Genomic DNA, 22212 nt, shown 5'->3' on the forward strand with positions numbered 1-22212 from the left:
GGCACCGATCTAGGAAAAACCATGGACGATCCCCACAATCTCGAGCGTTTTGTCACCGCCCAGGGCAACAGCTATGAATCTGCCCTGGCGGAACTCGCCGCGGGCCAGAAGCGTTCGCACTGGATGTGGTACATCTTTCCCCAGATCGCCGGGCTCGGCCGCAGCGCCACAGCCAGGCACTACGCCATCAGCGGCCTGGAGGAAGCCCGGGCCTATCTGGATCACCCACGGCTCGGCCCCAGGCTGAAGGCCTGTTGCGAGCAACTGCTGCAACTGGAGGGGCGAACGGCACACGAAATTTTCGGCAGCCCGGACGACCTCAAACTCCGCTCATCAATGACCCTGTTCTCTGTCGCCGGAGACGGCGAGGACCCATTCGAACAGGTGCTGGACAAGTATTACGACGGCGAGGTTGATTCGCGCACCCGACAGATACTGGAGAACCAATTCCAATAGCTATCAAGCGCGACATGAAGGCACAGGCTCCGCATAAAGGAAAAACGCCGATCAACACCAATATCCCCCAACGACAACTTCGCCCGGGATATTCCCCACCTTACGGGGCGCCACTCCTCTGGCGGCCGGCGCCAAACCGCGCTTACATACAGCGGGAAATCCTGTAAATTGTGCCGCTTGATGCGAAAGCGCAACACGTTGACAGTTACTGGAAAACCCACCCGCCATGTTGAAAATCGCCCAATCCCTGCGCCCGGTCTTGCGCAACCACTACCTGATCGCCGCCACCCTGCTGGCTCCGCTATCGGCCCACGCTGACCCGGTGCAGGCGCCGCTGCCCGAGCTGCTTCCCTGGAGCGGCTCTTCCGAGGCGCTGGTTGTCACACAGGGAGACTGGGTGACACCCGCCGAGGCCAGCGGCTTTAGCACCACCCCGGACTACCGGCAGACCCGCGCCTTCATCGACCGCCTGGCCACCGCCAGCCCGGATATCAAGGCCCGGGATATCGGCACTTCCGCCGGCGGCCGGCAGGTGCAGCTGGTCACCCTGACGGCGGGTGGCAGCGACCCCAGGACAAACGGCAAACCGAGCCTGCTGGCCCAGGCCAGTATTCACTCCGGTGAGATCGATGGTAAGGATGCCGGGCTGATGTTGCTGCGGGACTATGTCAACGGCGACGAGGAACTACGGCGGCTGATCGAGCGCGTCAACCTGCTGTTTATCCCGATGCTAAATGTGGATGGCCACGAGCGCACCGGCCTGTATACACGCATGAACCAGCGCGGCCCGGACAATGCCGGCTGGCGCACCAACAGCAACAATCTGAACCTGAATCGCGACTACACCAAGCTCGACACTCCGGAGCAGCGCGCGGTGATGGACCTGATCAACGACTACCAGCCAAGTCTCTACCTGGATATCCACGTTACCGACGGCGAGGACTACCAATACGATATCACCTACGCTTACAACGGCGCCTTCGCCAGCGATTCGCCGGCCATTACCAACTGGCTGGAAACCAGCCTGCAGAAAGACCTGGACCGCACCCTGTCGGACGCCGGCCATATTCCCGGCCCATTGATCTTCGGCGTGAACCCGAAGGAGTTTGCGGACGGCATCAGCCACTGGACGGCACCGCCGCGCTTCTCCAACGGGCTGGGCGACCTGCGCCACCTGCCCACAGTGCTGTGGAAAACCACCCCCTGAAACCCTACCGCCAGCGGGTGCTGGGCACCTACGTACTGATCCAGGCCGCCCTGCAGGCGCTGGCGGAGGACGTCGAGGCGCTCGGCCGGGCCATCGCCAGCGATCGACAGCGCCGCCCGGAAACCCAGGTGCTGGAATGGCGTCGTAACGACGAACCGGACCTGTCCAGATATGCGGAAGAGCCATGCAAGGGCATCGCCTACAAAAAGGAACGGAACACCATCACCGGTAACGAGCAGGTAGTCTGGCTCGATCGGGCCAAGGACTACCCCTCCCTGCCAGTCTATGTGGGCAACGTCAAAGGCACCGAGGTGCGGGTACCAACAGCTTTCTACCTGCCGAAACACGAGACACTGGTACTGGAACACCTGCATGCCCACGGTATTGAAATCGGCGAGCCGCAGCGGGACAACGCCAGGCTCACCCGCTTCAAGATCGACAAATACCAGTTCGCAGACCAGCCGTTCGAGGGCCATTTCCGGGTTGAGGCAGAATTCTCGGAAGAAGGCGCCGACATCTCACTCGGCGGTTACGCCAGGGTCAGCACCGACCAGCCACTTGGCGGGCCTGGCCGTCGCACTGCTGGACCCGCGAGGGCCGGACTCCCTTTTCCAATGGGGCTTCTTCAACTAGGTCTTCCAGCGCACCGAGTACTACGAGCCCTATGCGCCGGTGCCGCTGGCAGAAAAGATGCTGAAAGAGGATCCGGAACTCAAGAAAGCGTTTGAAGCGCGACTTCAGGACAAGGCATTTGCCGAAGACCCGCGGGCACGGATGGACTTTTTCTACCAGCACAGCGCCTATTACGACCAGGCGTATCGAACATATCCGGTATTGATGGAATATTGAGCGGAGCCAAAGCGTTGCCATTTCAAAATGAGTATTGACGCGAGCGTGACGATTCTCTAAAGTTCGCCGCCTCGACGCGCTCGTAGCTCAGCTGGATAGAGTACCTGGCTACGAACCAGGCGGTCGGAGGTTCGAATCCTCCCGAGCGCGCCACCTAAAAGACCCCTCCAGAAGGAGCAGGCTTTTTATGCCCGGATTCTTCGGCGGAAAAGCTCCCCGGCGTCTTGAATCCATACCCTCCCTTAAAGCAGCGTCACGCCAATCTTGAGATGCCGCCTTTCAGGCTCCCGACTTACTGCACCGCATGACAGCTAACCCTCCTGCCGAGCGTACACTGCCTGCCTCTCTTTCAAAGACCTTCTCAACAACCAGCATGACGGGTATCCCCCTCTCCCCCCGCTAGGCTAACGCCTCCCCAGACTGCGGACACTGGCTGATATTGGCCAAATCCCGAGTGGGCATGAAAAGTGGATGTTTCGTTGTCCAACCCCGGCTTCGCGACATACCAAACCTCCGCAATGCGCTCCTGCGAGCCCTCAGAGACCCAATAGAGCTCATGATCCGATACGCCAGTACCACTATTGACCAACAGCAAACCCCGCCAGAGAACAGTGAAACGGCTATCCATATCGTAGATTTATCCAAAACTCTGCGGCCGCGCGCTACAATGGGGCCTCCTGAACGAATGCAAACTCCAGTAGTACTCAGCCTCAATCACTTTGACGGAATGTTCAGGCCAGTTTGCAACCCTCTCACCAGATGGCCGCCGCAGTATTTTAAATATTGGCTCGGAGGACTCGGCAACCACTACGCTGCAAGTTATCAGCCAAAGTATTAAACCTGGATCCATGATTTTCATCATGGTTCTGCCGAATAAGTCCATATTGGGAACAATACTTTCTATTTAAGGTCACACAGCTGACCAATAACACCAAAAGGATTGGAAAATGAAAAAAATCGCCGCGATATTGGCAATACTGCCCTCCCTGGCCTTATCAGACACTGGTCCCCAATTTGGGGTGGGGCTCGGCACTCAGTACGGAGGACTGGCAGGGTTTAAATTCTCGCTCAATATGGACTCCAGTAAAGTTTATGCTGGTGCCGGGCTTGCGGAGACTGGTGGCTCTTTAGGCAATGAATACGGATTCTCGGTCGGCTGGGAAAAAGAGCTGAATGACAACCATGCTCTGGGGCTGGTTGCGCGCACAAAGCGTCCGGAGGACAATGAAGTCACATGGTCCCCAGCTCCAGGTGGAGTATACAAAATACGCTATGAGAGCTTTATCGGCGTAAATTATACCTATTATTTCAACGGCACCGATGAACACGGCTTCCTTACAGGCCTTACCGCTGGAAAATCCTACATCAACTCCAATTACGAGCAGGAGTTCCAGTCAGGAATGGATTACGGTGTTCACTTTGGGTATCAGTTTTAACTGACTTTCCTGACAAATGAGCCAGCCTTTCGCTGGCCCAGCGCTCGAATCAGGAGTGGTGGCTGCTCCTACCACTCTTTCTTTTCAGGGATAGGGATGCCCCAACCAAAACATCGCAGGGCTGGTCAGGCCCATTTATTTACCTGCAGATGACTTCGCCCCCAACTTCAGATAAATGACGAAGCCCCCAAGAGCCAAGTATCGTCGCAATTGAAAGTAGGCGTAAAGTACAGCTTTTAATCAGCCTATGCGCCGGTAACAGTCATACCGCTATCCAAGAACTGGTATAGTGCGCATCTCCTAGCCCCCCAAATACAAGAAGTAGCTCCGGTGATCACTTCGGCGACGCCATCAACTGGGCCCCCGACTGTTCACCATACTGGAAAACCGCATCATCACACACCCGGAACGGACCCTGTCGATCCCCGGTAAGGAAGTACTGATGGGCCTCTATTCAGTGCAGGACATCCATCAACAGGATCAAGAACTGCTGCAGGCCAATCAGCAGAAGCCCATCCCGCCCGATCAATCAGGCTCCAGCGCCGACAAATACTGCTCGTCACTGACCTTCTCCAGCCAATCCACTGGAGAACCGTCCTGGGCCTCCTGAATCGCGATGTGACTCATGGCGGTAGTGTCGGTAGCTCCGTGCCAGTGTTTCTTGCCGCAATTGCAGAACACGACATCGCCCGCCCGAATCTCTTTCTTTGGCCCACCCCAGCATTGGGTCCAGCCTACGCCTGCAGTGACAACCAGATGCTGTCCGAGTGGGTGAGTGTGCCACGCCGACCTGGCGCCGGGTTCAAATGTCACCAGTGCCGCCGAGGTGCGGGCCGGCTCGGACGGGTTGAATAGCGGATCGATGCGCACCCGGCCGGTAAAGCACTCTTCGGGACCGGGCACAGACGGCTGTGAACCGGCGCGGTAAATTTTCATATCCATAGTCAAACTCCTCAGTTTTTCGCAGCGCCACTTGCTGCACCATACCATTGCGCCTGCCAGCCATTTAATCACTACGTTTGGCAAAGACTTCCTTGACCACAGGCAGGGCCGAAAAAACATTGGGCCAGCCGGCATAAAAAGCCAGGTGTGAGAGCACTTCGGACGCTTCTGTCCGGGACAGCCCGTTGTCCATGGCACGGTTCAGATGGAAGGGAACCTGCTCCACCTGACCGTTGGCAATCAGCGCGCTGACGGTCACAAGACTGCGATCCCTGGGAGCGAGACCGGGCCGCAACCACAGGTCGCGAAACAGGAAGCGGGTGGTGTCCTCAACCAGGCTGGAGGAAACCGCACCGAAGCTTTCGTCGACAAAACTCGCGCGCTGGGCTTCAGCCTCCTCATCGAGCGGCAACAGGTCTCCGCCGGCAGCGGGCAGCGTATCCGCCCGCACGCCCAACGCCTCGAATATGGGCTTGGCAACCACAACAGCGGACGTGGCATTGGCCCAGCCACTGTAAAAAGCCAGGTGGGTGATAATCTCGGAAATTTCACCGGGCTTGACGCCATTGTCCAATGCGAGATTGATATGAAATGGCAGCTCCACTGTCTGGTTACGCGCGATCAGCGCAGCCAGGGTAACAATGCTCCGATCGCGTGGGAGCAGATCGGGGCGCTTCCACACCTCATCCAGCAGTCCCTGTGTCGTATAGCGCTCTAACGCTGGTGAAACAGCGCGGACATCCTCCAGACTGGGAACCCGTACCGGAGATCTGGCCATACCTTCCTCCTCCTTGTCAGCGCATGCAGTTAAAAACAGTACCGTCGATGCCACCAGCAGTATAAGCCCCCTCACACGCAAAAACGCCTTGCCGTGCATATGATTCGCCTCCCTCTGTCTTTCGGTTATTCGGGGTTGTACTGTTTGTCGGTAACCTGTTCTTTCCAGATGACATTCTGGCCATCTTTCATATAGGAAACCGCTATATGGCTCATACCATTATTGGCGGTCGCACCATGCCAGTGCCTGGTGTTGGCTGGAATCCAGATCACATCACCGGGATTGATAACCTGGCGCGCCTGCCCGTCCTGCTGCACCCACCCCTTGCCAGACTGGACGATCAGCAGCTGACCGGCCGGATGGGTATGCCACGCCGTGCGTGCTCCCGGGGCAAAGGTCACCAGGCCGGTAGTGGCACCTGTCTGTGCCGTGGCCGGATACAGCGGATCGACCACAACACGGCCGGTAAAATACTCCTTTCCTCCCGGGATTGATGGCGTCGATGCATTGCGCGTAATTTCAATAGTCTGCGCATAACCAGAGGCTGAGCCCAGAAACGCAATCAAAAGGGCGACTGCAAAAAGTTTTTTCATGAATAGCTCCCCAAGTCTTCCAGTAAATCAATATCCAACTGACATCCACATGTAAACGTCCACCAAAATTTTTACGAAAGACTTTTTCGGAAAAAGGCGGTTATTTTTTCCCACGGAATCAGATCCACCCGATCGTAAAGATCAACGTGCCCGGCCCCCGGAATCCATACGAGCTCCTTGGGCTCTGCGGCGCGCCGATAGGCATCTTCGCTGAACTCTTTCGAGTGTGCCCGGTCGCCGCTGACAAACAACATAGGGCGCGGGGAAATCGTCTCGATATCCTTAAACGGATAGAAATTCATGAACTTCATATTGCTGGTCAGTGTCGGATGGGTCGTCAGCTCGGGGGAGCTTCCCTCGGGCGTGAACTCTCCGCGCGGCGTGCGATAGAAATCATAGAATTCGCGCTGGATTGGATGTGTATCCTCCGTCAGCTCGTGCACCGTGCCACTGGTGTACTCCATTTTTCCACCGGTAAACTCCACATAGCGTTGCTGGGCAGCAGCGGCAATGATCTCGCTGCGCTGTTCCAGTGTCTGCGAATGATTGAGGGCATTCCGGTTCGCTGCGCCCATGTTATACATGCTGACAGTGGCAATCGCCTTCATGCGCGGGTCGATTTTGGCGGCGCTGATCACGAAGCTGCCGCTACCACAGATCCCAATGGCGCCAATACGCTCCCGGTCAACACTCTTGTGGGTGCCCAGAAAGTCTACTGCGGCGCTGAATGCCTCGGAATAGAGGTCCGGCGAGACCGCATTGCGGGGCTGGCCTTCACTCTCTCCCCAGAATGGCAAGTCAATGGATAGCGCGGCAAAGCCCTGTTCCGCCATTTTTGTGGCGTAGAGATTTGCGCTCTGTTCCTTGACCGCACCCATCGGGTGGCCGACGACAATCGCCGGCAGCGCACCTCCGCGCTCTCGATTCCCGGGAATAAAGAGATTCCCGACGACACGCATCTGGTATTGATCTTTAAAAGTGACCTTCTCTTTTGTCACCAGATCACTAGTATAGAAATTGTCGGCACCATTGGACATATTCCGGGCCCTCGCCAAAGGAACTTGGGTAATCGATATCAGGCCAAACGCAGCGGCGCTCGAACCGATAAACTTCAGGACCCTGCGACGATCGCTATTCGGCCCCAATGTATCGGAACTTGGTTTCCCTGCTTCTTTCATCGTTGAAAAACTCCTGCACCGGTGGACTCTTCCGCTCATACATGAATTGCAATATTGCACGTGTACTGAAGCAGAAAGGTAGTTTGATCCGGAGGATTTCTTGCCCGATCCTCAGAAAACCGTCAGCGCGATTCAGGCAATGCTGGCGGATTGCGCGGTGCAGGCGCACAGCGGCGTCGATGCCATGCTGAACAAAACAGGGGGATGCCCAGATCCTCGCTGGAAAAGCTGCATATCGATGGTCGACGAGAGTATCAAGGGGAGATGCGCGGCACCGCGCTGCCGGTTGGCCTGTCAGCCCTGAAGCCGCTCGCCGCTTGCCAGGCCCCGCAGCCGTTCGATATCACGCCTGGGCGGAGCGCCGAAGAGACGGCTGTACTCGCGGCTGAACTGCGAGGGGCTTTCGTAGCCCACCTGGAAAGCGGCGCTGGCCGCGTCCAGGTGTTCGTTCAGCATCAGTCGCTTCGCCTCGTTCAGGCGCAGCCATTTCTGGTACTGCAGCGGGCTCATCGCCGTGAGCTGGCGGAAGTGTTGGTAAAATGTCGGCGCACTCATCTGCACACGGGCAGCCAATTCCTCGATACGCAACGGCGAGGCAAAATTCAATTTCAGCCATTCGATCGCTTTGGCAACCCGGTGGCCGTGACTGTCTACCGACGCAATCTGCCGCACCAGTGCCGCCTGGTCGCTCATCAACAGGCGAAAATGAATCTCGCGCTCGATCAATGGCGCCAGCACTCCGATTGCCTCGGGTTCATCGAGGAGATTCAGCAGGCGATTGAACGGTTCCAGGATCCCGGGCGTGACCGCCCCGAGCCCGACGCTGCTGCCGGTGGCCTTATCCTTCGGCGGGGCCAGGCTGCCCTGGGCAATCAGTTCCGCCAGCATGCGCAAATCCAGCTTCAGCACCAAGCCGAGGCACGGTTTCTCCTGGCTGCCAGTGATCACCTGGGACGTGGCCGGCAGATCCAGCGAGGTCACTAGGAAGTTCGAGGTATCGTAGGGATACGCCTCACCGCCAATAACCATTCGCTTGTCGCCTTGCACGACCAGCACCACACTCGGCTCGATCAGGCAAAAATCCGGATCCGAAGGCCGCTCGCGCCGGAAAAAGCCGAGATTCGGGACTGGCGTTACATAGTCGCCCTCCCCGCTGGTGTACCGGGAAATGACCTCGGCCAGTGCCCGCTGCGACACAGCCACCTGTCGGTCACGATCCTGCCGGGTGTGGTTTCGATTTGCCATAAGGTGCAAAATCCTCCTCGGCGCAACTCTACTCCCGCCTACCCCCGATCACCACCAAAACAACGTCCAGCGATAGGATCGGGCAAGAAAACCAGGCGAATAATCTATTGATACGCGGAGCGGGCCATGGAAGTACCATTCGGCGGCGTCCCCATTGACTGTAACCGCGCCCGACGCGGGCCTGTATTGCCAGTCGACCTTGCTGGTAATATAGTATTACAAATATAAGCATAATAATGGCCGGCAATGGCATCCCACCTCGCCCGGGAAAGCGTGTCCGAGCTTCGGGACAGGTCGCCCGCAGCCCTACGCCGGCAGTGCAGAAGATCACCAACGTCCACAGGAATCCAGTGCGCGCAATTCTGTAACAGAGAGAGAATTATGATAAGAAAACTAATGATGCTCTTAGCGATGAGTTTAACGACCATACCCGCCATGGCAGCAGACAGACTGATCGTCAATACCGACAGCCGGGAATCCGTCTCCCTGAACGGCACCTGGCACTATATCCTCGATCCCTACGAAACCGGCTTTTACAACTACCGCTACAAGGAGCGCAGCGAGGGCGATCCGGAGGCCTACTGGAACCGGCCGGTGACCAAGCACAGATCCGAACGCCGCGAACACGGCTACCGCGCGCCTTATACCCTGGAAGTCCCCGGTGACTGGAATTCCCAGGATGATACCTTCACCTACTACGAGGGCACCGTCTGGTACCAACGGGATTTCGATCGCCCCCAGCTCGGGAAAAACCAACGGGTTTTCCTCTATTTCGGCGCAGTCAACTACGAAGCGCATGTCTACCTGAATGGCAAGAAGCTCGGCATGCACAAAGGCGGCTTTACCCCGTTCAACTTCGAAGTCCCCCGCGACCTGCTGAAGGAAAAAGACAACTTCCTGGTGGTCAAGGTGGATAACAAGCGCCACCCGGACGAGATCCCCACCATCAATACCGACTGGTGGAACTACGGCGGTATCACCCGCGATATCAAGCTGGTGATGACGCCGGACAATTTTATTCAACAGTACGAGATAGAGCTGGATCCCGCGCAGGATATCCTCACCGCGAAACAGGAAAACCGTTTCCGGATTTCCGGCAATGTGACCCTGGACAAGGCTGCCAGCAGCGGCGCAGTCACGCTGGCAATTCCGGAGCTGGGTGTTGAACAGCGCTATCCGGTGACCGGCAGCCGGCTGGAATTTGATCTGGAACTGGAAGATCTGCAGCTGTGGTCCCCGAAGACCCCAAAGCTGTACAACGTCAGCCTGACCTACAACAGCGAGGAACTGGCGGACAATATCGGCTTTCGCAAGATCGAGACGTCCGGCAAAAAGATTCTGCTAAACGGCGAACCGGTCTTCCTGCGCGGCATCGCCATTCATGAAGAGATACCGCAGGGCGTGCGCCGCGCGCACAGCGAGGCCGATGCCGAACAGCTGCTGGGCTGGGCGAAGGACCTGAACGCCAATATGGTGCGTCTCGCCCACTACCCGCACAACGAGCAGATGACCCGCCTGGCGGATAAAATGGGCCTGCTGGTGTGGTCGGAAATCCCGGTGTACTGGACCATCGACTTCGGCAACGATGCGGTACTGGACAAGGCCAAGGCCCAACTGAAAGAGATGATTGCCCGCGACCACAATCGCGCCTCGATTGTCATCTGGTCCGTCGGCAACGAGACTCCGGTCAGCCCGGTGCGCACCGGCTTTATGAAATCCCTGATCGATACGGCCCGATCCCTCGACGACAGCCGCCTGATTTCCGCCGCCCTGGAAGTGCACTACAACCCGGAAACCAACCGCGTCGACGACCCGCTGGGCGCCTATACCGATATCGTCTCGGTCAACGAGTACCTGGGCTGGTACGGCGGCACCCCGGATATGTGCCGCACCGCCAACTGGGAAGTGGCCTACGATAAACCGCTGTTTATCAGCGAGACTGGCGCCGGCGCCAAGAGCGGCTTCCACGCCGACCGCGAGACCCGCTGGAGCGAGGAGTACCAGCAGTGGTACTACGAAGAGCAGATCAAAATGCTCAAGCGCATGCCGGACAATTACAGTGGCGTGGCCCCATGGATTCTCGCTGACTTCCGCTCACCGAAACGCAACCACCCGCTCTACCAGCAGGGCTGGAACCGCAAGGGATTGATCGACGAGCAGGGCCACAAGAAGAAGGCATTTGATGTGTTGAAGGCCTACTACGGCGAGATAGAGAAAGACGCCGATCAATAACGGCCTGCCCTTTTGCGCAGAGTCTGGATTGTGTCAGACAAGTTCAGATCGCGGTTCCCCGGCTTTCATGTAACGACGCTTCGACAAGGTCCGGCGACCATTCGGGAGGAACAAAGCAGCGCATATAGAGCTGACGCTGAAATCTTGCCCCGCTCCGGACCCTGCCCCATCGGGCCTACCCCCTTGCAGAGAGCGCAGCCCCGCGCGACTTTCGAGCAACCCGAGAGCTGACCATTTTTTGACCAGCCCGTAAGCCGGAACGAGTCATACAGCCGTCCAAGAACTGGTATAGTGCGCATCTCTCACCCCCGAAATACAGGTGGCTAGCAGAAGGAGACCCCCCGGTGATCACTCAGGCCAAACGCACTCTGCGGCACGTTGCCAATGGCCTACCGGTACGCCTTCTCCAGCTGCTGCCCCGCCGCATCCCGATTGCGTTCAAACTGGCGGTGGCCATGACCCTGCTGCTGGTACTGGGGATGGCGAGCCTGGGGCTGTTTATCAGCGACAACCAGAACCGCATGATTCGCACACAGCTGCACGATTTCGGCAATACCATGGCCATGCAGCTGGCCAAACTGGCCAGTGAACCGATCCTGTCGGAAAACAGCCTGAACCTGCGCATGCTGACCACCAATCTGGGCCAGGACGAGAAGATCCTCGGCGCGGCGATTTACACGCTCGACGGCGAGCTGCTGTCGGCGACCGGTGTCCAGCCGGATCTGACCGATGATCCACTCGATGCCACCGGGGTCGCCCCCCGACCCTGGTTCCACCGCACGGCTGGCGGCCCCCCGGAGCGGCTGATCAGCTTTGTCGCCCCGGCGACCTACCAGGGTGTCCGGGTTGGCTCGGCGGTGGTGACCCTGTCGGCATCGCAGATGGACAAGGCCGCCACCAGCGCCCGCAATGCCATCATCTACGCCACCCTGGCCATGACGGTGCTGGCCTCCCTGCTGGCCTATTGGCTGAGCCGCCGCCTGTCGCTACCGATCCACCAACTGATGCAGGCCACCCGCGCCATCGGCCGCGGCGATCTGTCGACCCGGATCGACCAGCAGCGCAACGACGAACTCGGCGACCTGTTCGAGGGGTTCAACAGCATGGCGGCCGGGCTGCTGAAAAAATCGCAGGTCGAACAGGTCTTTTCCCGCTATGTGTCGAAAAACGTTGCCGACAGGGTACTGGCCAACCTGGGGGAGGTCCGGCTGGTCGACCGACCGATCGAGGCGACGGTCGTGTTCGCCGACATCACCGGCTTTACCGCCATGTCGGAAAAGCTGCAGCCGAGCCAGGTCTCCGCACTGTTGAACGAGTATTTCTCCTATATTTCCCGCGCCTGCACCCTGTATGGAGGTGTGGTCGACAAATTTATCGGCGACTGTGCGATGCTGGTGTTCGGGGCACTGGAAGAGGATTCCGACCACGCGTTCAGCGCTGTCAGTTGTGCGGTGCTGATCCAACAGCTGGCCGCGCAGCTGAACGAACAGCGCCGCGCCGATGGCCGGCCCGAGGTGCACTTCCGCATCGGCATCAACAGCGGCGCCATGCTGGCCGGCAACCTGGGCTCCGACGAGCGGATGGAATACACCGTGGTCGGCGACGCCGTCAACCTGGCATCCCGACTGTGCAGCGAGGCCCGGCCGGACCAGACCATCATCCGCAAACAACTGTTCACCATGCTGGAGGACCGCATCATCGCACATCCGGAACGGACCCTCTCGATCCGCGGCAAGGCAGTACCGGTGGGACTCTATTCCGTGCAGGACATCCATCAGCAGGACCAGGAACTGCTGCAGGCCAACCTGCAGAAGCTACTGAGCACCCGCGCCCAGCAACAGACCCCACAGGCAGTCGAGCATGCGTAATTGCCGCTTAGCACTCCTGTGGTTTTTGCTGTTACCGCTGTTGCCAGCCTGCAGCCTGATGCCGACACAACAACAGCTACCGGAAGCCTTTCCGGCCGAGGCACTGCAGCAGGCGCGCCGGCAGTCAGCCGAACTCCACCGCCTGCGGAAACTCGATACCCCGACACCGGCCCAGCAACAACAGATCAAACAGCTGCACAGCGGCCTGCGGCAGTTTGAACAAAACACAATCCGCACCGCCAGCCGCCTGGAAAAACAGAACGACTGGCACGGCGCCGGCCAGGTTCTGAAGGCCGCCACAGGCGTACTGCCGGACAATCAGGCTCTGCACAGCGCACAGCAACAGTTCTCACAACGGCGCAAGCTGCGCGAAGAACAGGTCCGCATGGAACTGGCGATCCATCGCGGCGAGCAGCTGCTGCAGGACGCCGAGGCCTACCAGCGCCTGCGGCAGCTGCAGGGACCCAGCGTGATGACCTGGCTGGAACTGAAGAATTTTCAGCGCCAATGCGGTAGCTCAGTACAGGCACTACAGGACCATGGGCAAAAGGCGCTACAGCGCGAGCACTATGCCCTGGCCCAGCGCGCCCTGAAAGTGGCGCGCAGACTGTACAACCACGATCCACAGCAGGACGACGAACAGCGCAAAGCCATCGACCACGATCTGGCCCTGGCCAACCACCGGCTCCGCCATTCAGCGCCCAGAACCGTCAGGCGGCCCCCGAAGAAAAAAGACAACAAGCGCCACGTCGCGGAACTGCAGCAGGCACTGGATGCCGGAGACCTGCAGAGCGCACGGCAGCACCTGAGCCGACTGCGGCAGGAGTCCCCGGAAAGTCCGCAACTGCAACCCCTGCAATCGCAGTTTCAGGCGCAGCTGGATATCCGGGTCGAGAACGCGATCAAGCGGGGAAATGACCTGTACAGCCAGGGCGAAATCGAGCGAGCCGTGACGGTCTGGCGTGATGCCAAAGCCCTGGATCCGGGCAATGCGGAACTGACGACCAATATTGCCCGGGCTGAGAAGCTGCTGGAAAATCTGAGAGCGTTGTCGGCAGAACCTGGCACCAGGCGCTAGTAAATTAACGCGCTGTAAACTTGTTTTGCCCTATCTATACGCCCTCAGAAAACTTTTATGAGTCCCTGAATAACACCTGATCACTTTTTACCTTACACCGAGACTCAAGTCATTGGATAACCTCTTGTCCTTCAGGATATATCCGGCACACACACTGCATCCAACCTGGCTCTCATCTGCTGCGTCAGGCGTCCTATTCCAAGTGCCCGACAGAACTCAACGAACTGGCCATTGTCGTTACAAACACGGAGGATCTGGGTTAGTTCCTCTGCGCAGATATAATCCAGCTTTTTAGTCTCTTCATCCCTTCCCTCTGTGCGAGCAAATCGCGCAGTGGAACTACCATCCGGCTCCGGCCAGTAGAAGCTGCCCACATCTTCTTGCGTACACTTCCGGTTACCCTCAGCAGCCTGTATAACCCTGTCCCGGATCTGTCGACCAGCGCGCTGAAAACCGTGTTCACGGGCTATTCTTCGCACCAGAACCTCTTCATGTATCGGCCCTTCGCTATCAATCACGTGCAGCACAATGTCTTTAAGCAAGACATCATAGCCAGGCTGATAGAACTGCTCGGGGTCGATGGAAAAGCCTGACAAGTTTGCTTGGGAATACCGGGTGACGACGCCGTCTTCATTGACACTGAGCTCTTCTCTAATGAATCCTTCGGGCTCGGTTTCAGGAGCCGTATGCTCTACAGCTTCCTTCGCTAACAGAGCCTTCTGAGCTTCGTGTTCCCGCACCTTTTCCAGATGTTGGTCCAAAGCGGCATGGAGTTCCTCGAGCGCTTTGGCACGGTTAATCCACCAATCCGTGGACCACACCCGGAACAGCGTCCATCCCAGGCCTTCGAGAACCGCCTGGCGGATTTTGTCCCGCTCGCGTGCGTAGACGGAGCTGTGGTACATGGCGCCGTCGCACTCGATGCCCGCGAGATAGAGACCGGGCGCATCCGGGTGCACAATGCCCAGGTCGATGCGGTAGGCGGACACGCCGATCTGGGGATGGACGATCCAGCCCTTGTCCTGCAGCGCCCGTGCCACCGCCACTTCAAACGGAGATTCGAAGTCCCCCATGGAGCCGTGCACGGCGGCCCCCAGCGCCGAAGCGCCCCGCTCCGCGTACTCCAGGAAGTGCTTGAGATCGGCGACGGCCCGGGCCTGCGTCCTGGCCAGGTCGATACGTTCCGGCGGCATGGTGGAAAACACCATCATCTCTGACCGCGCGCGGGTCATGGCCACATTCAGGCGGCGTTCGCCGCCGTTTCGGTTGAGCGGGCCGAAGTTCATGGTGACGTGGCCGGCCTCGTCGGGGCCATAGGTGATGCTGAACAGAATTACATCCCGCTCATCGCCCTGCACCGTCTCCAGGTTCTTGACGAATACCGGTTCCAGGATCGATTCTTCGGAGAATGCCCATTCAATGGAGGGATCATCCGAACGGGCTTTATCCAGCAAATCCTCGATCAGGGTCTGCTGTTCCGTATTGAAAGTCACCACACCGATCGATTGATCGCGCATCGCCGGATCAGGCGAGGTCAGGCGCCGCACTATCTCGGCCACTATGGCCTTGGCCTCGCCCTGATTGTGACGCGCCTTGCCGCGGGCATAGAAGCCCTCCGGACGCACCAGCGATACGCCCTTGTCGGGATGGACTGGTGCCGGGAAGGTGATCAGCGAACTGTCATAGTAGCGGCTGTTGGAGAAAGCGATCAGGCTCTCCCGGCGCGAGCGATAATGCAGGTTCAGCACCCGCTGGGGAATACTGGCCCCGATCAGCTCGTCCAGAATGCTCTCCAGATCGCCCTCTCCGTCTATATCGCCATCCGGATCATCATCCGAGCGGGCAAAGAAATTGGTGGGCGGCATCTGCTTGGGATCGCCGGCGACGATCACCTGCCTGCCCCGCGCCAGGGAACCCACCGCGTCCCAGACGGTAATCTGGGATGCCTCGTCGAAGATCACCACATCAAACAGCGCCTGCCCCGCGGACAGGAACTGGGCGATCGACAGCGGCGACATCATCAGACAGGGGGCAAGATTGGTGACGACTTCCGGAATCGTCCCCATCATTTCCCGAACGGGTTTATGTCGGGTCTTCTTCTGCAGCTCATGGCGCAACACGCCCCAGGAGGAGCTGCGCTTGATATCTTCGGGGTTCGGGATCTGTCCCGCGAGTTTGGCCGCGATGTACCGCGCCGTCAGGTCACTGAATTGCGTATCCAACTCCCTGAAGTGCTGGATCGCCGATTCATGTTCGGGCGAGGAGAATGTTCTCAGCACCTCGTCCTCCCCGATCACCACCGACGACCACCAGGCGCAATAAGCGGCTTCGAAAACATCGCTCACCTCATCGGGCTCGACACCGCCGCTTTCAATCGCCTCGACCAGGGGCCCCAACTGGCAGCCCAACGCTTCGGAACGCCTGCGCACCCAGGCGCACCAGTCCTTCAGGGAGGCATGGTGTTCCACAATCTCCCGGCAAAGGCTGCCGATGGCGCCGAGCGCCGGGATATCATCGGGTAAATGGGCCCCGGGCAAATGGGTATCCAGCGAACTGCCGACCAGGCTCTCAAATTTCTCCTTGATCGCATTGAAGCGCTTCAATGATTCCAGGAACTCTGTTATCACCCGGCCAACGGATGCGTCCGGCGCGAGGAGATCGTTGGCATCGTAAAGCAGCGTCCTGATTCTGGAGCGCATCTCGGCCAGCGATGCCGCATCGTCCGCCAGCTTGCCCACGGCATTGCGGGCACGGGAGCCCAGCAATTTGAGAGAGGCCATAGCCTGGGGATCGGAGTCATAGGAATTCCAGCCGCGCAGCCCCTGCAATACGCCGTCCAAGCGGTCAATATTGCCGCCGATATCCCGCAGCTGCTTCAGTACGGCAATATCGTTATCGGGATCGGGTTCGCCCTGGGCGCCGTTCTGGCGCATCTGCTTCAGCAGCTTGCGTTTGGCGAAGAAACTCCTGGGCCACCAGGTCCGGTTGGCCTCGCCCCACTCCCGCTCGAGATTGTCGGCATCGAGTTTCTGCCAGGCCAGGGCCTCGTAGCTGCAACTGAGGCGGGCCTGCTGGCCGATATAGGCTTTCAGCTGGGCAACGGCTTCTTCCAATGCGTCCAGGCGATCCGGCGCATCCGGCTCCAGCGCAAAAGCGGCCGGTTTGCGGTAGGAGTCCAGCAATACCTGGCCGAACTCCGCGACAGCCCCGAGCCTGGCCAGCCCGACATTTCCCAGGCTCAGCCCGGCGGCCTTTTCCAGTGCCGCCAGATTTCCGGCGACCTGATCCGTACTCGCCTTCAAGAGTCCGGCGGCCTTCACTACCGTTTCCTGCCACTGCGGCCGCCAGTCATGATTGGCAACGATTTTCAGCGGATGATCGACAAGGTCACCCACCGCCCTGGCCTGCACACTCAACAGTTCGGCCGTTTCCCGCAACCTTTGCAGCTGCCGCTCGTCATGATAATCGGCATTGGGCCAGCTCAGCTTCACCTTGGCCGCCAGGTCGCCGTCGCGCACCTTGACGCCGATGGCATGGTGGGCGGTCATGCCGTTGCGGCGGCGTTTGTGCAGGACGTTGACGACCCGGTTCAGTCGGTCCCGCAGTGTTTTCAGGCGCTCCGCCTCCGCCTGCCAGTCACTCACCCGGGACTGCGAGAAGCTGTTCCAAGAGGTCCGCAACTGCTCCAGCACATCGGCCTTTTTCGCCTTGTTGGAATGCAACTCCAGGCAGAAGTTGCCCAAGCCGATATCCTTCAGGCGGCGGTGCACCACCTCCAGCGCCGCGGTTTTCTCGGATACGAACAGCACCTTCTTGCCCCTGCCCATCATATGGGCAATCAGGTTGCCGATAGTCTGACTTTTGCCGGTGCCCGGCGGGCCGATAATCACAAAATCCTTGCCGCGGTCCGCGGTGGCGATGGCGGACATCTGCGAGGAATCCGCCGGCAGGGGCGTCAGCAGGTCTGCGGGCGTGTACTCCCGGTCGATATCACCGGGATCGACAAAGCGGATATCGCTCTCGTAGGGCTCCCTGGGGGTCTCCAGCAGGTGTTTCACCACCGGATTTTCTTTCAGCGCCTCGGCCCTATCCACCAGATCCTTCCACATCAGGTACTTGGCGAAAGAGAAATGGCCCAGTACCACCTCCTCGACCACCTCGAAACCCGGCACCTCCTTGATCGCCTGCCGGACCCGGCTCCAGATCCCCGCAACATCCACACCGCTGTGGTCCTGGGGCAATTCGCCGTACAGGCCCTTGATGTCGATGCCGAAGTCTTTCTTCAGCATCTCCAGCAGGGTGGTGTTGAACCTGGGCTCATCGTCACTGGCGACCATCTTCACGCCACTGCGCACCGATTTCCGCTCCACGGACACCGGCAGCAGGATCAGCGGCGCGCGATAGCGGCGGTCGTCCTTTTCCCGCTGCTTCCAGAACAGAAAACCGACCGCCAGGAACAGGGTGTTGGAGCCGCCCTCCTTCAGGGACGTCTGCGCCTTGCGATAGATTTCGACGGCGCGTTTCTCCAGCTCCTCCCGGGTAAGGTCCACCAGCACCTGCTTTTTCGACAGGGCATCCCGCGCATATTCTTCCTTCAGGTCCTGCCCCGTGCGCTGGCGATAGATCTCTTCGTCCTGATCCTGTGTCTGGAGTTTGGGAAAGGGTGCAATGGATATCCGCGCCCCAGTTGCCAGCACGTCTTCAAACGCGCCGGGATCGCCACAGACAAGGGTTAGGTTGGTTTTGCCGGGCTTGTGGTTGAGCAGCGGATTGCGGGCCGACAGGTCCAGCAATTTGCGCTGCCAGCGCTCTAGGCGACCGTCTGGTGTACTCTCGGCTATGTCTCCTTCCTCGATCACGGTATTCGAGGGCAGCTGCGGCGCGTCCTCCAGACCCGGCTCGACAGCCTCCCCTTCATTTTCGCTTCCAATGGTACTGGTTGAGAGAGATTTGAGACTGATCGGGTTGATGCGATGCCCGCGCGCCCGGCGAATATCAATCGCCGCGACAAACTCGTGGTCTTTATCCAGGGATACAACCTGGGCGCCGACCTGTATCGCCTTGGAGAAGGGCACCGCCGGATGCGATGTGGCCAGCGTCGTCTCGATCAGGATCAGCTCGTTCAGGGGAATGCGCTGTCGGAGAATCTCCGCCTCCTCCACCACCACGCTGGACAGGTCCTCCGGCTGCAGCCAGAGCCCCACCAGCGCGTGCCCCTCGGTGATCACCACCAGGGGATTGAGCCCCGCCTGCTCAAACGCGGCCGCGAACAGCAGCGTGGTATCCAGGCAGGTGGCCACCTTTCCGGTTTCAATCTGGTTGGGCAGGCGGATCTTCTGGCCGTTGCGCTCAAAACTGGAGGGCGGCAGGGCGTAGCCCAGCTGCATCCTGACAACGGCGGAGTAGACCGCGGACGCCATTAGCCATACCCGCTCCCGGCTGTTGGACTTGTAACCGTCGATGGCATCCGGCTTGCCCGCCTTCCGCAATATCTGGCTGGCCTGCCCCAGCAGCCGATCCACCGCCGGATCATTGGGCGTGCAAAAAGCGGCCAGCAGCTCGGGCATATATCCAGCACCGCCCCACTCGTTGCAGGCCAGCAGCTCCACCTCGATCACCCGCTCCACCAGGGCTTCGCCGGCACGGCTTACGCGAATCGTCACCGCACCGCGCATGGACTCCGTCAGCCCAAACAGAAAACCGCCGTCCAGCTCGAGATCGCGGTCCTTCAGGGAAAGCAGACCACCCGCGGCGAGCCGGTCCACCGTCCAGGTCTTCGGTTTCAGAAATGCCGGCGAGGCCTCCAGGGTCACTGAAAGATCGGACAGGTCCTGCTCTTCATCCAGATTCTCGATCTTCAGCTCCCGCAGCACGGCGAAGGCGCTCTGGTGGCAGGCGAAGTTGATCTTTTCCACGAAGGTGGTGTGGATCTTGATTGTCGGTGCTTCCTGGTCAGACATTTTTTGTCCTCCGTAACGGAAAATTCTGTCTAAGCGACGCTCAACTCTTCAAACTCAAGGCCGCTGAATGCCACGCTCATTGAACGAAAACCTTTTCGCATAACTGTTTACGGACTATCTTCTATCAGAAATACTCTGCCACTGATCTTCAAATCCGTTTTTCAGCATATAGCCGTAAACTTTATTGAAAAGTTTATGCATCCAGAATTCAATATCAGAAATCCCTTCGATGGATTTATCATTGTGGTTATCTTCAATTGCCAGGTCGGTCATCTCCCAGAACCCGTTGATTACGGCAGCGGCCTCCTCCTGAGTGACCACCTCTTTTGAAGAAGACATAAAATCAATCAGCAACTGATTCCCCAACTTTTTTGCATAATAAATGGCCAGTTTTGCGCGTTCTTGGTGTTTTCATTAAATTCAAGCATCTTTATGTGCCGCCAAAGTTCACCTTTTCGAACAGCGCTTCAACTTCCAAAGGATTAACGGCATCGTTGACTTTCTGATTCGACAATTCGTATGACTTCTCAAGTTTTTCGATTTTCTCTTTCATAGGGAAATATAATCTATATCGTCTATTCCAAGCTGACGGATTTCTTGCAATGCAGTATTCGCCTCCGCGATAGCGCCCTGAACGGCCTGCCTGGCCGCCTCTTTGGCATCGACCAAAGTTTTGTAGGAACCTGGCGTGCCTTTCCGGACCTCGCGGATAAGAGGCCTGCATGGGTTGAGAGTAACGACAAGGTAACCCACATCAGTCTCCGAATAGGGATCTTCGACGATCCGTACCGCTGCTGTAGACCTCAAGACATCGTCAATGGCTTTTTCTACCATTTTTTCCGCGCTCTTTAATAAAGGGCTGCCGGGTTCCGGTGTCTCCTGGTCAGACATTTTCTGTTCTCCGTAACGGGAAATTCTGTCTAAGCGACGTCCAACTCTTCGAACTCAAGACCGCTGAAATTGTGGCTCTCGATCAGCTCTCGAAAAGTATCGGTGCAGTAGATACCGGTAAAGTTGTCTTCCTGCAGCTTGAACACCGCGTTTTCGGCCACTTTAGCCGCGCTGAAGACCGGGTTTGCCACTCCGCCGAAATCGTTGAAGACGCTACGTTCTTTGTCGAGGGCGCCGGGCACATTGGTGATATTCCACAGCCACAGGGTTCTGGTGCCGTATTGCAACGGCAGCAGCTGGCCGTACTGTTCCGCAACCTCCCTGAGCGCTGTGTGTGCACCCTCGGTCAGTACCAGCGAACCAATAGTAAGCAGCCCGATATCCGCTTCCGGAATGCCGGTATCCTCTTCATCAGCGACGATTTCCAGGGGGGCGGGCCAATCGAGCGGCTGACTTTTGCAGCGTGCGGAACCGTATTGCGCGCGGGCTTTTTCCTCTTCTTTTACCAGGTAGCCTTTGTATTCGTCGTATCTGGGCAGGATTGCGTAAACTTTCATCATTACACCCCCTTTGCAAACATCATGACTTCTTTTATTCGTAAGAGGGGTGCCATATTTCAAGACTGGCCTCTCAATCCTCGCCGTGTTCACGTCCTTTTCTCTTATACACCTTGAAGCGCTCACGGCGCTCTTCCGGGGTGTGCTCCTCCGGCTCGCCAGGAAAAAGCTCGGCGTCGCTCTTATCAAGACTGTCGGCATCGCCACATATTGCCCCACCCGTCTCGAAATCAGCCGGTTCATGGTTTTCACCGAAAATGTCGTCGACATGGCGTTTTGACTTCTTCTTCAGCCATTCCTTGAACTCCGGAGAGTCTATCGGCGGTTTCCTGTCGTCGCTCATATCAGAGATCCCTATAGCAGAAGTTGCCAGGCTCATTGAACGAGAATCCAGGCTTGCTCAGATAGTGGTCTCTCACAGCTGCATTCACCGGATTCATGATTCGGAGCTGGGTAGCACCGATGGCATTGGCGTACACAACGCCGGCTGCAACACTTATATCGGTCACCAGTCCATCCAGTGGGGTGCCCATGGGATGAGACTCGATATAGTCCAGCCTCAACTTCCCACCGCTCCACGTTGGACGGCCTATGCTCGCACCGCTCAACTCCAGGTCCTTGAACCAAATGGATAATTCAAAACGTTTGGGGTGAGTACGATAGCTTTTTGTAATCTCTTCCCAGTCCCAAGCCACCCGCCGCAAGCCGGATCTTTCCCAGCTCTTGAGTTTTCTCTGTGCTTCAAAAGTGAATCCGTCAAGGCCAATACTTCCTCTCAGGATGGCTTGACCTAACCTGTTCTTCAGAACCGGGGACAGCTGCTCATACGCTGCTTCGCGAGAAATCTGACGAACCATTTCAAACTTCTCCTTTACTTCCTTGTACGATGGTTTCAGTTGAGCGGACACGCTATCCTCCTTGTTTCATTTATGTAGCCGGAAA

20 protein-coding genes and 1 tRNA gene are annotated in these 22212 nt (G+C 58.1%); 9 read left to right on the forward strand and 12 right to left on the reverse strand.

The features are described from left to right. The first annotated feature begins 21 nt into the window (after nt 1-21). The 6 genes from MWN76_RS09005 to MWN76_RS09030 all read left to right on the forward strand — a co-directional run bounded on the left by MWN76_RS09005 (nt 22) and on the right by MWN76_RS09030 (nt 3948). The gene (locus MWN76_RS09005) at nt 22-456 is read left to right on the forward strand and encodes a DUF1810 domain-containing protein (RefSeq protein WP_250461069.1); all 435 of its coding nucleotides are present in this window, start codon (nt 22-24) and stop codon (nt 454-456) included. Between the two features lie 226 nt (nt 457-682). After that, on the forward strand, nt 683-1663 hold the full coding sequence (locus tag MWN76_RS09010) for a M14 family zinc carboxypeptidase (RefSeq protein ID WP_250461070.1): 981 nt from the start codon (nt 683-685) through the stop codon (nt 1661-1663). Beyond that, nucleotides 1645-2391 (forward strand): hypothetical protein, encoded by a 747-nt coding sequence (locus MWN76_RS09015; RefSeq protein WP_250461071.1) that lies wholly within the window; start codon nt 1645-1647, stop codon nt 2389-2391. The genes MWN76_RS09010 and MWN76_RS09015 overlap by 19 nt, the downstream gene beginning before the upstream one ends. Then, on the forward strand, nt 2354-2512 hold the full coding sequence (locus MWN76_RS09020) for a hypothetical protein (protein ID WP_250461072.1): 159 nt from the start codon (nt 2354-2356) through the stop codon (nt 2510-2512). Before MWN76_RS09015 ends, MWN76_RS09020 begins: the two co-directional genes overlap by 38 nt. Nucleotides 2513-2588: 76 nt before the next feature. Further along, nucleotides 2589-2665 (forward strand) — tRNA-Arg (locus tag MWN76_RS09025). Between the two features lie 794 nt (nt 2666-3459). After that, nucleotides 3460-3948: a hypothetical protein gene (locus MWN76_RS09030; protein WP_250461073.1), complete on the forward strand. Its 489-nt coding sequence runs from the start codon at nt 3460-3462 to the stop codon at nt 3946-3948. Between the two features lie 525 nt (nt 3949-4473). On the opposite strand, the gene MWN76_RS09035 is transcribed toward MWN76_RS09030, so the two are convergent. The 5 genes from MWN76_RS09035 to MWN76_RS09055 all read right to left on the reverse strand — a co-directional run bounded on the left by MWN76_RS09035 (nt 4474) and on the right by MWN76_RS09055 (nt 8684). Then, on the reverse strand, nt 4474-4890 hold the full coding sequence (locus MWN76_RS09035; protein WP_250461074.1) for a (R)-mandelonitrile lyase: 417 nt from the start codon (nt 4888-4890) through the stop codon (nt 4474-4476). A 64-nt stretch (nt 4891-4954) separates the two neighbouring features. After that, on the reverse strand, nt 4955-5767 hold the full coding sequence (locus MWN76_RS09040; protein ID WP_250461075.1) for a carboxymuconolactone decarboxylase family protein: 813 nt from the start codon (nt 5765-5767) through the stop codon (nt 4955-4957). A 26-nt stretch (nt 5768-5793) separates the two neighbouring features. Further along, the gene (locus tag MWN76_RS09045; protein WP_250461076.1) at nt 5794-6261 is read right to left on the reverse strand and encodes a (R)-mandelonitrile lyase; all 468 of its coding nucleotides are present in this window, start codon (nt 6259-6261) and stop codon (nt 5794-5796) included. A gap of 71 nt (nt 6262-6332) precedes the next feature. After that, nucleotides 6333-7439, reverse strand: a complete 1107-nt coding sequence (locus MWN76_RS09050) for an alpha/beta hydrolase (RefSeq protein ID WP_250461077.1) — start codon at nt 7437-7439, stop codon at nt 6333-6335. Between the two features lie 294 nt (nt 7440-7733). After that, entirely contained in the window at nt 7734-8684 is a 951-nt protein-coding gene (locus MWN76_RS09055; RefSeq protein ID WP_250461078.1) for an AraC family transcriptional regulator, read from the reverse strand. Nucleotides 8685-9119: 435 nt separating this feature from the next. On the opposite strand from MWN76_RS09055, the gene MWN76_RS09060 reads away from it, so the two are divergent. From MWN76_RS09060 to MWN76_RS09070, 3 genes are all read left to right on the forward strand, one after another. Beyond that, the gene (locus MWN76_RS09060) at nt 9120-10916 is read left to right on the forward strand and encodes a glycoside hydrolase family 2 protein (protein WP_250461079.1); all 1797 of its coding nucleotides are present in this window, start codon (nt 9120-9122) and stop codon (nt 10914-10916) included. Nucleotides 10917-11260: 344 nt separating this feature from the next. Next, nucleotides 11261-12784 carry an adenylate/guanylate cyclase domain-containing protein gene (locus MWN76_RS09065; protein WP_250461080.1) on the forward strand — a complete coding sequence of 508 codons (1524 nt, stop codon included), beginning with the start codon at nt 11261-11263 and terminating at the stop codon, nt 12782-12784. A 58-nt stretch (nt 12785-12842) separates the two neighbouring features. Then, nucleotides 12843-13862: a tetratricopeptide repeat protein gene (locus tag MWN76_RS09070; protein WP_250461081.1), complete on the forward strand. Its 1020-nt coding sequence runs from the start codon at nt 12843-12845 to the stop codon at nt 13860-13862. Between the two features lie 131 nt (nt 13863-13993). Here MWN76_RS09070 and proA read toward each other — a convergent pair whose 3' ends face one another. The 7 genes from proA to MWN76_RS09100 all read right to left on the reverse strand — a co-directional run bounded on the left by proA (nt 13994) and on the right by MWN76_RS09100 (nt 22178). Beyond that, entirely contained in the window at nt 13994-19822 is a 5829-nt protein-coding gene (gene proA / locus MWN76_RS09075) for an anti-phage protein ProA (RefSeq protein WP_250461082.1), read from the reverse strand. A gap of 114 nt (nt 19823-19936) precedes the next feature. Further along, entirely contained in the window at nt 19937-20176 is a 240-nt protein-coding gene (locus tag MWN76_RS09080; protein WP_250461083.1) for a hypothetical protein, read from the reverse strand. Between the two features lie 76 nt (nt 20177-20252). Beyond that, nucleotides 20253-20375: a hypothetical protein gene (locus MWN76_RS20950; protein ID WP_284500306.1), complete on the reverse strand. Its 123-nt coding sequence runs from the start codon at nt 20373-20375 to the stop codon at nt 20253-20255. After that, nucleotides 20372-20713 carry a hypothetical protein gene (locus MWN76_RS09085; protein ID WP_250461084.1) on the reverse strand — a complete coding sequence of 114 codons (342 nt, stop codon included), beginning with the start codon at nt 20711-20713 and terminating at the stop codon, nt 20372-20374. The genes MWN76_RS20950 and MWN76_RS09085 overlap by 4 nt, the downstream gene beginning before the upstream one ends. Before the next feature lie 29 nt (nt 20714-20742). Continuing rightward, entirely contained in the window at nt 20743-21273 is a 531-nt protein-coding gene (locus MWN76_RS09090; protein ID WP_250461085.1) for an imm11 family protein, read from the reverse strand. Between the two features lie 70 nt (nt 21274-21343). After that, nucleotides 21344-21613, reverse strand: coding sequence for a hypothetical protein (locus MWN76_RS09095; RefSeq protein ID WP_250461086.1), 270 nt, complete (start codon nt 21611-21613; stop codon nt 21344-21346). 1 nt (nt 21614) lies between these two features. Further along, entirely contained in the window at nt 21615-22178 is a 564-nt protein-coding gene (locus tag MWN76_RS09100) for a hypothetical protein (protein WP_250461087.1), read from the reverse strand. Between the last annotated feature and the right edge of the window lie 34 nt (nt 22179-22212).

Origin of the sequence: Microbulbifer litoralis (genome assembly GCF_023634065.1) — a bacterium.
Lineage (GTDB): Bacteria > Pseudomonadota > Gammaproteobacteria > Pseudomonadales > Cellvibrionaceae > Microbulbifer > Microbulbifer litoralis.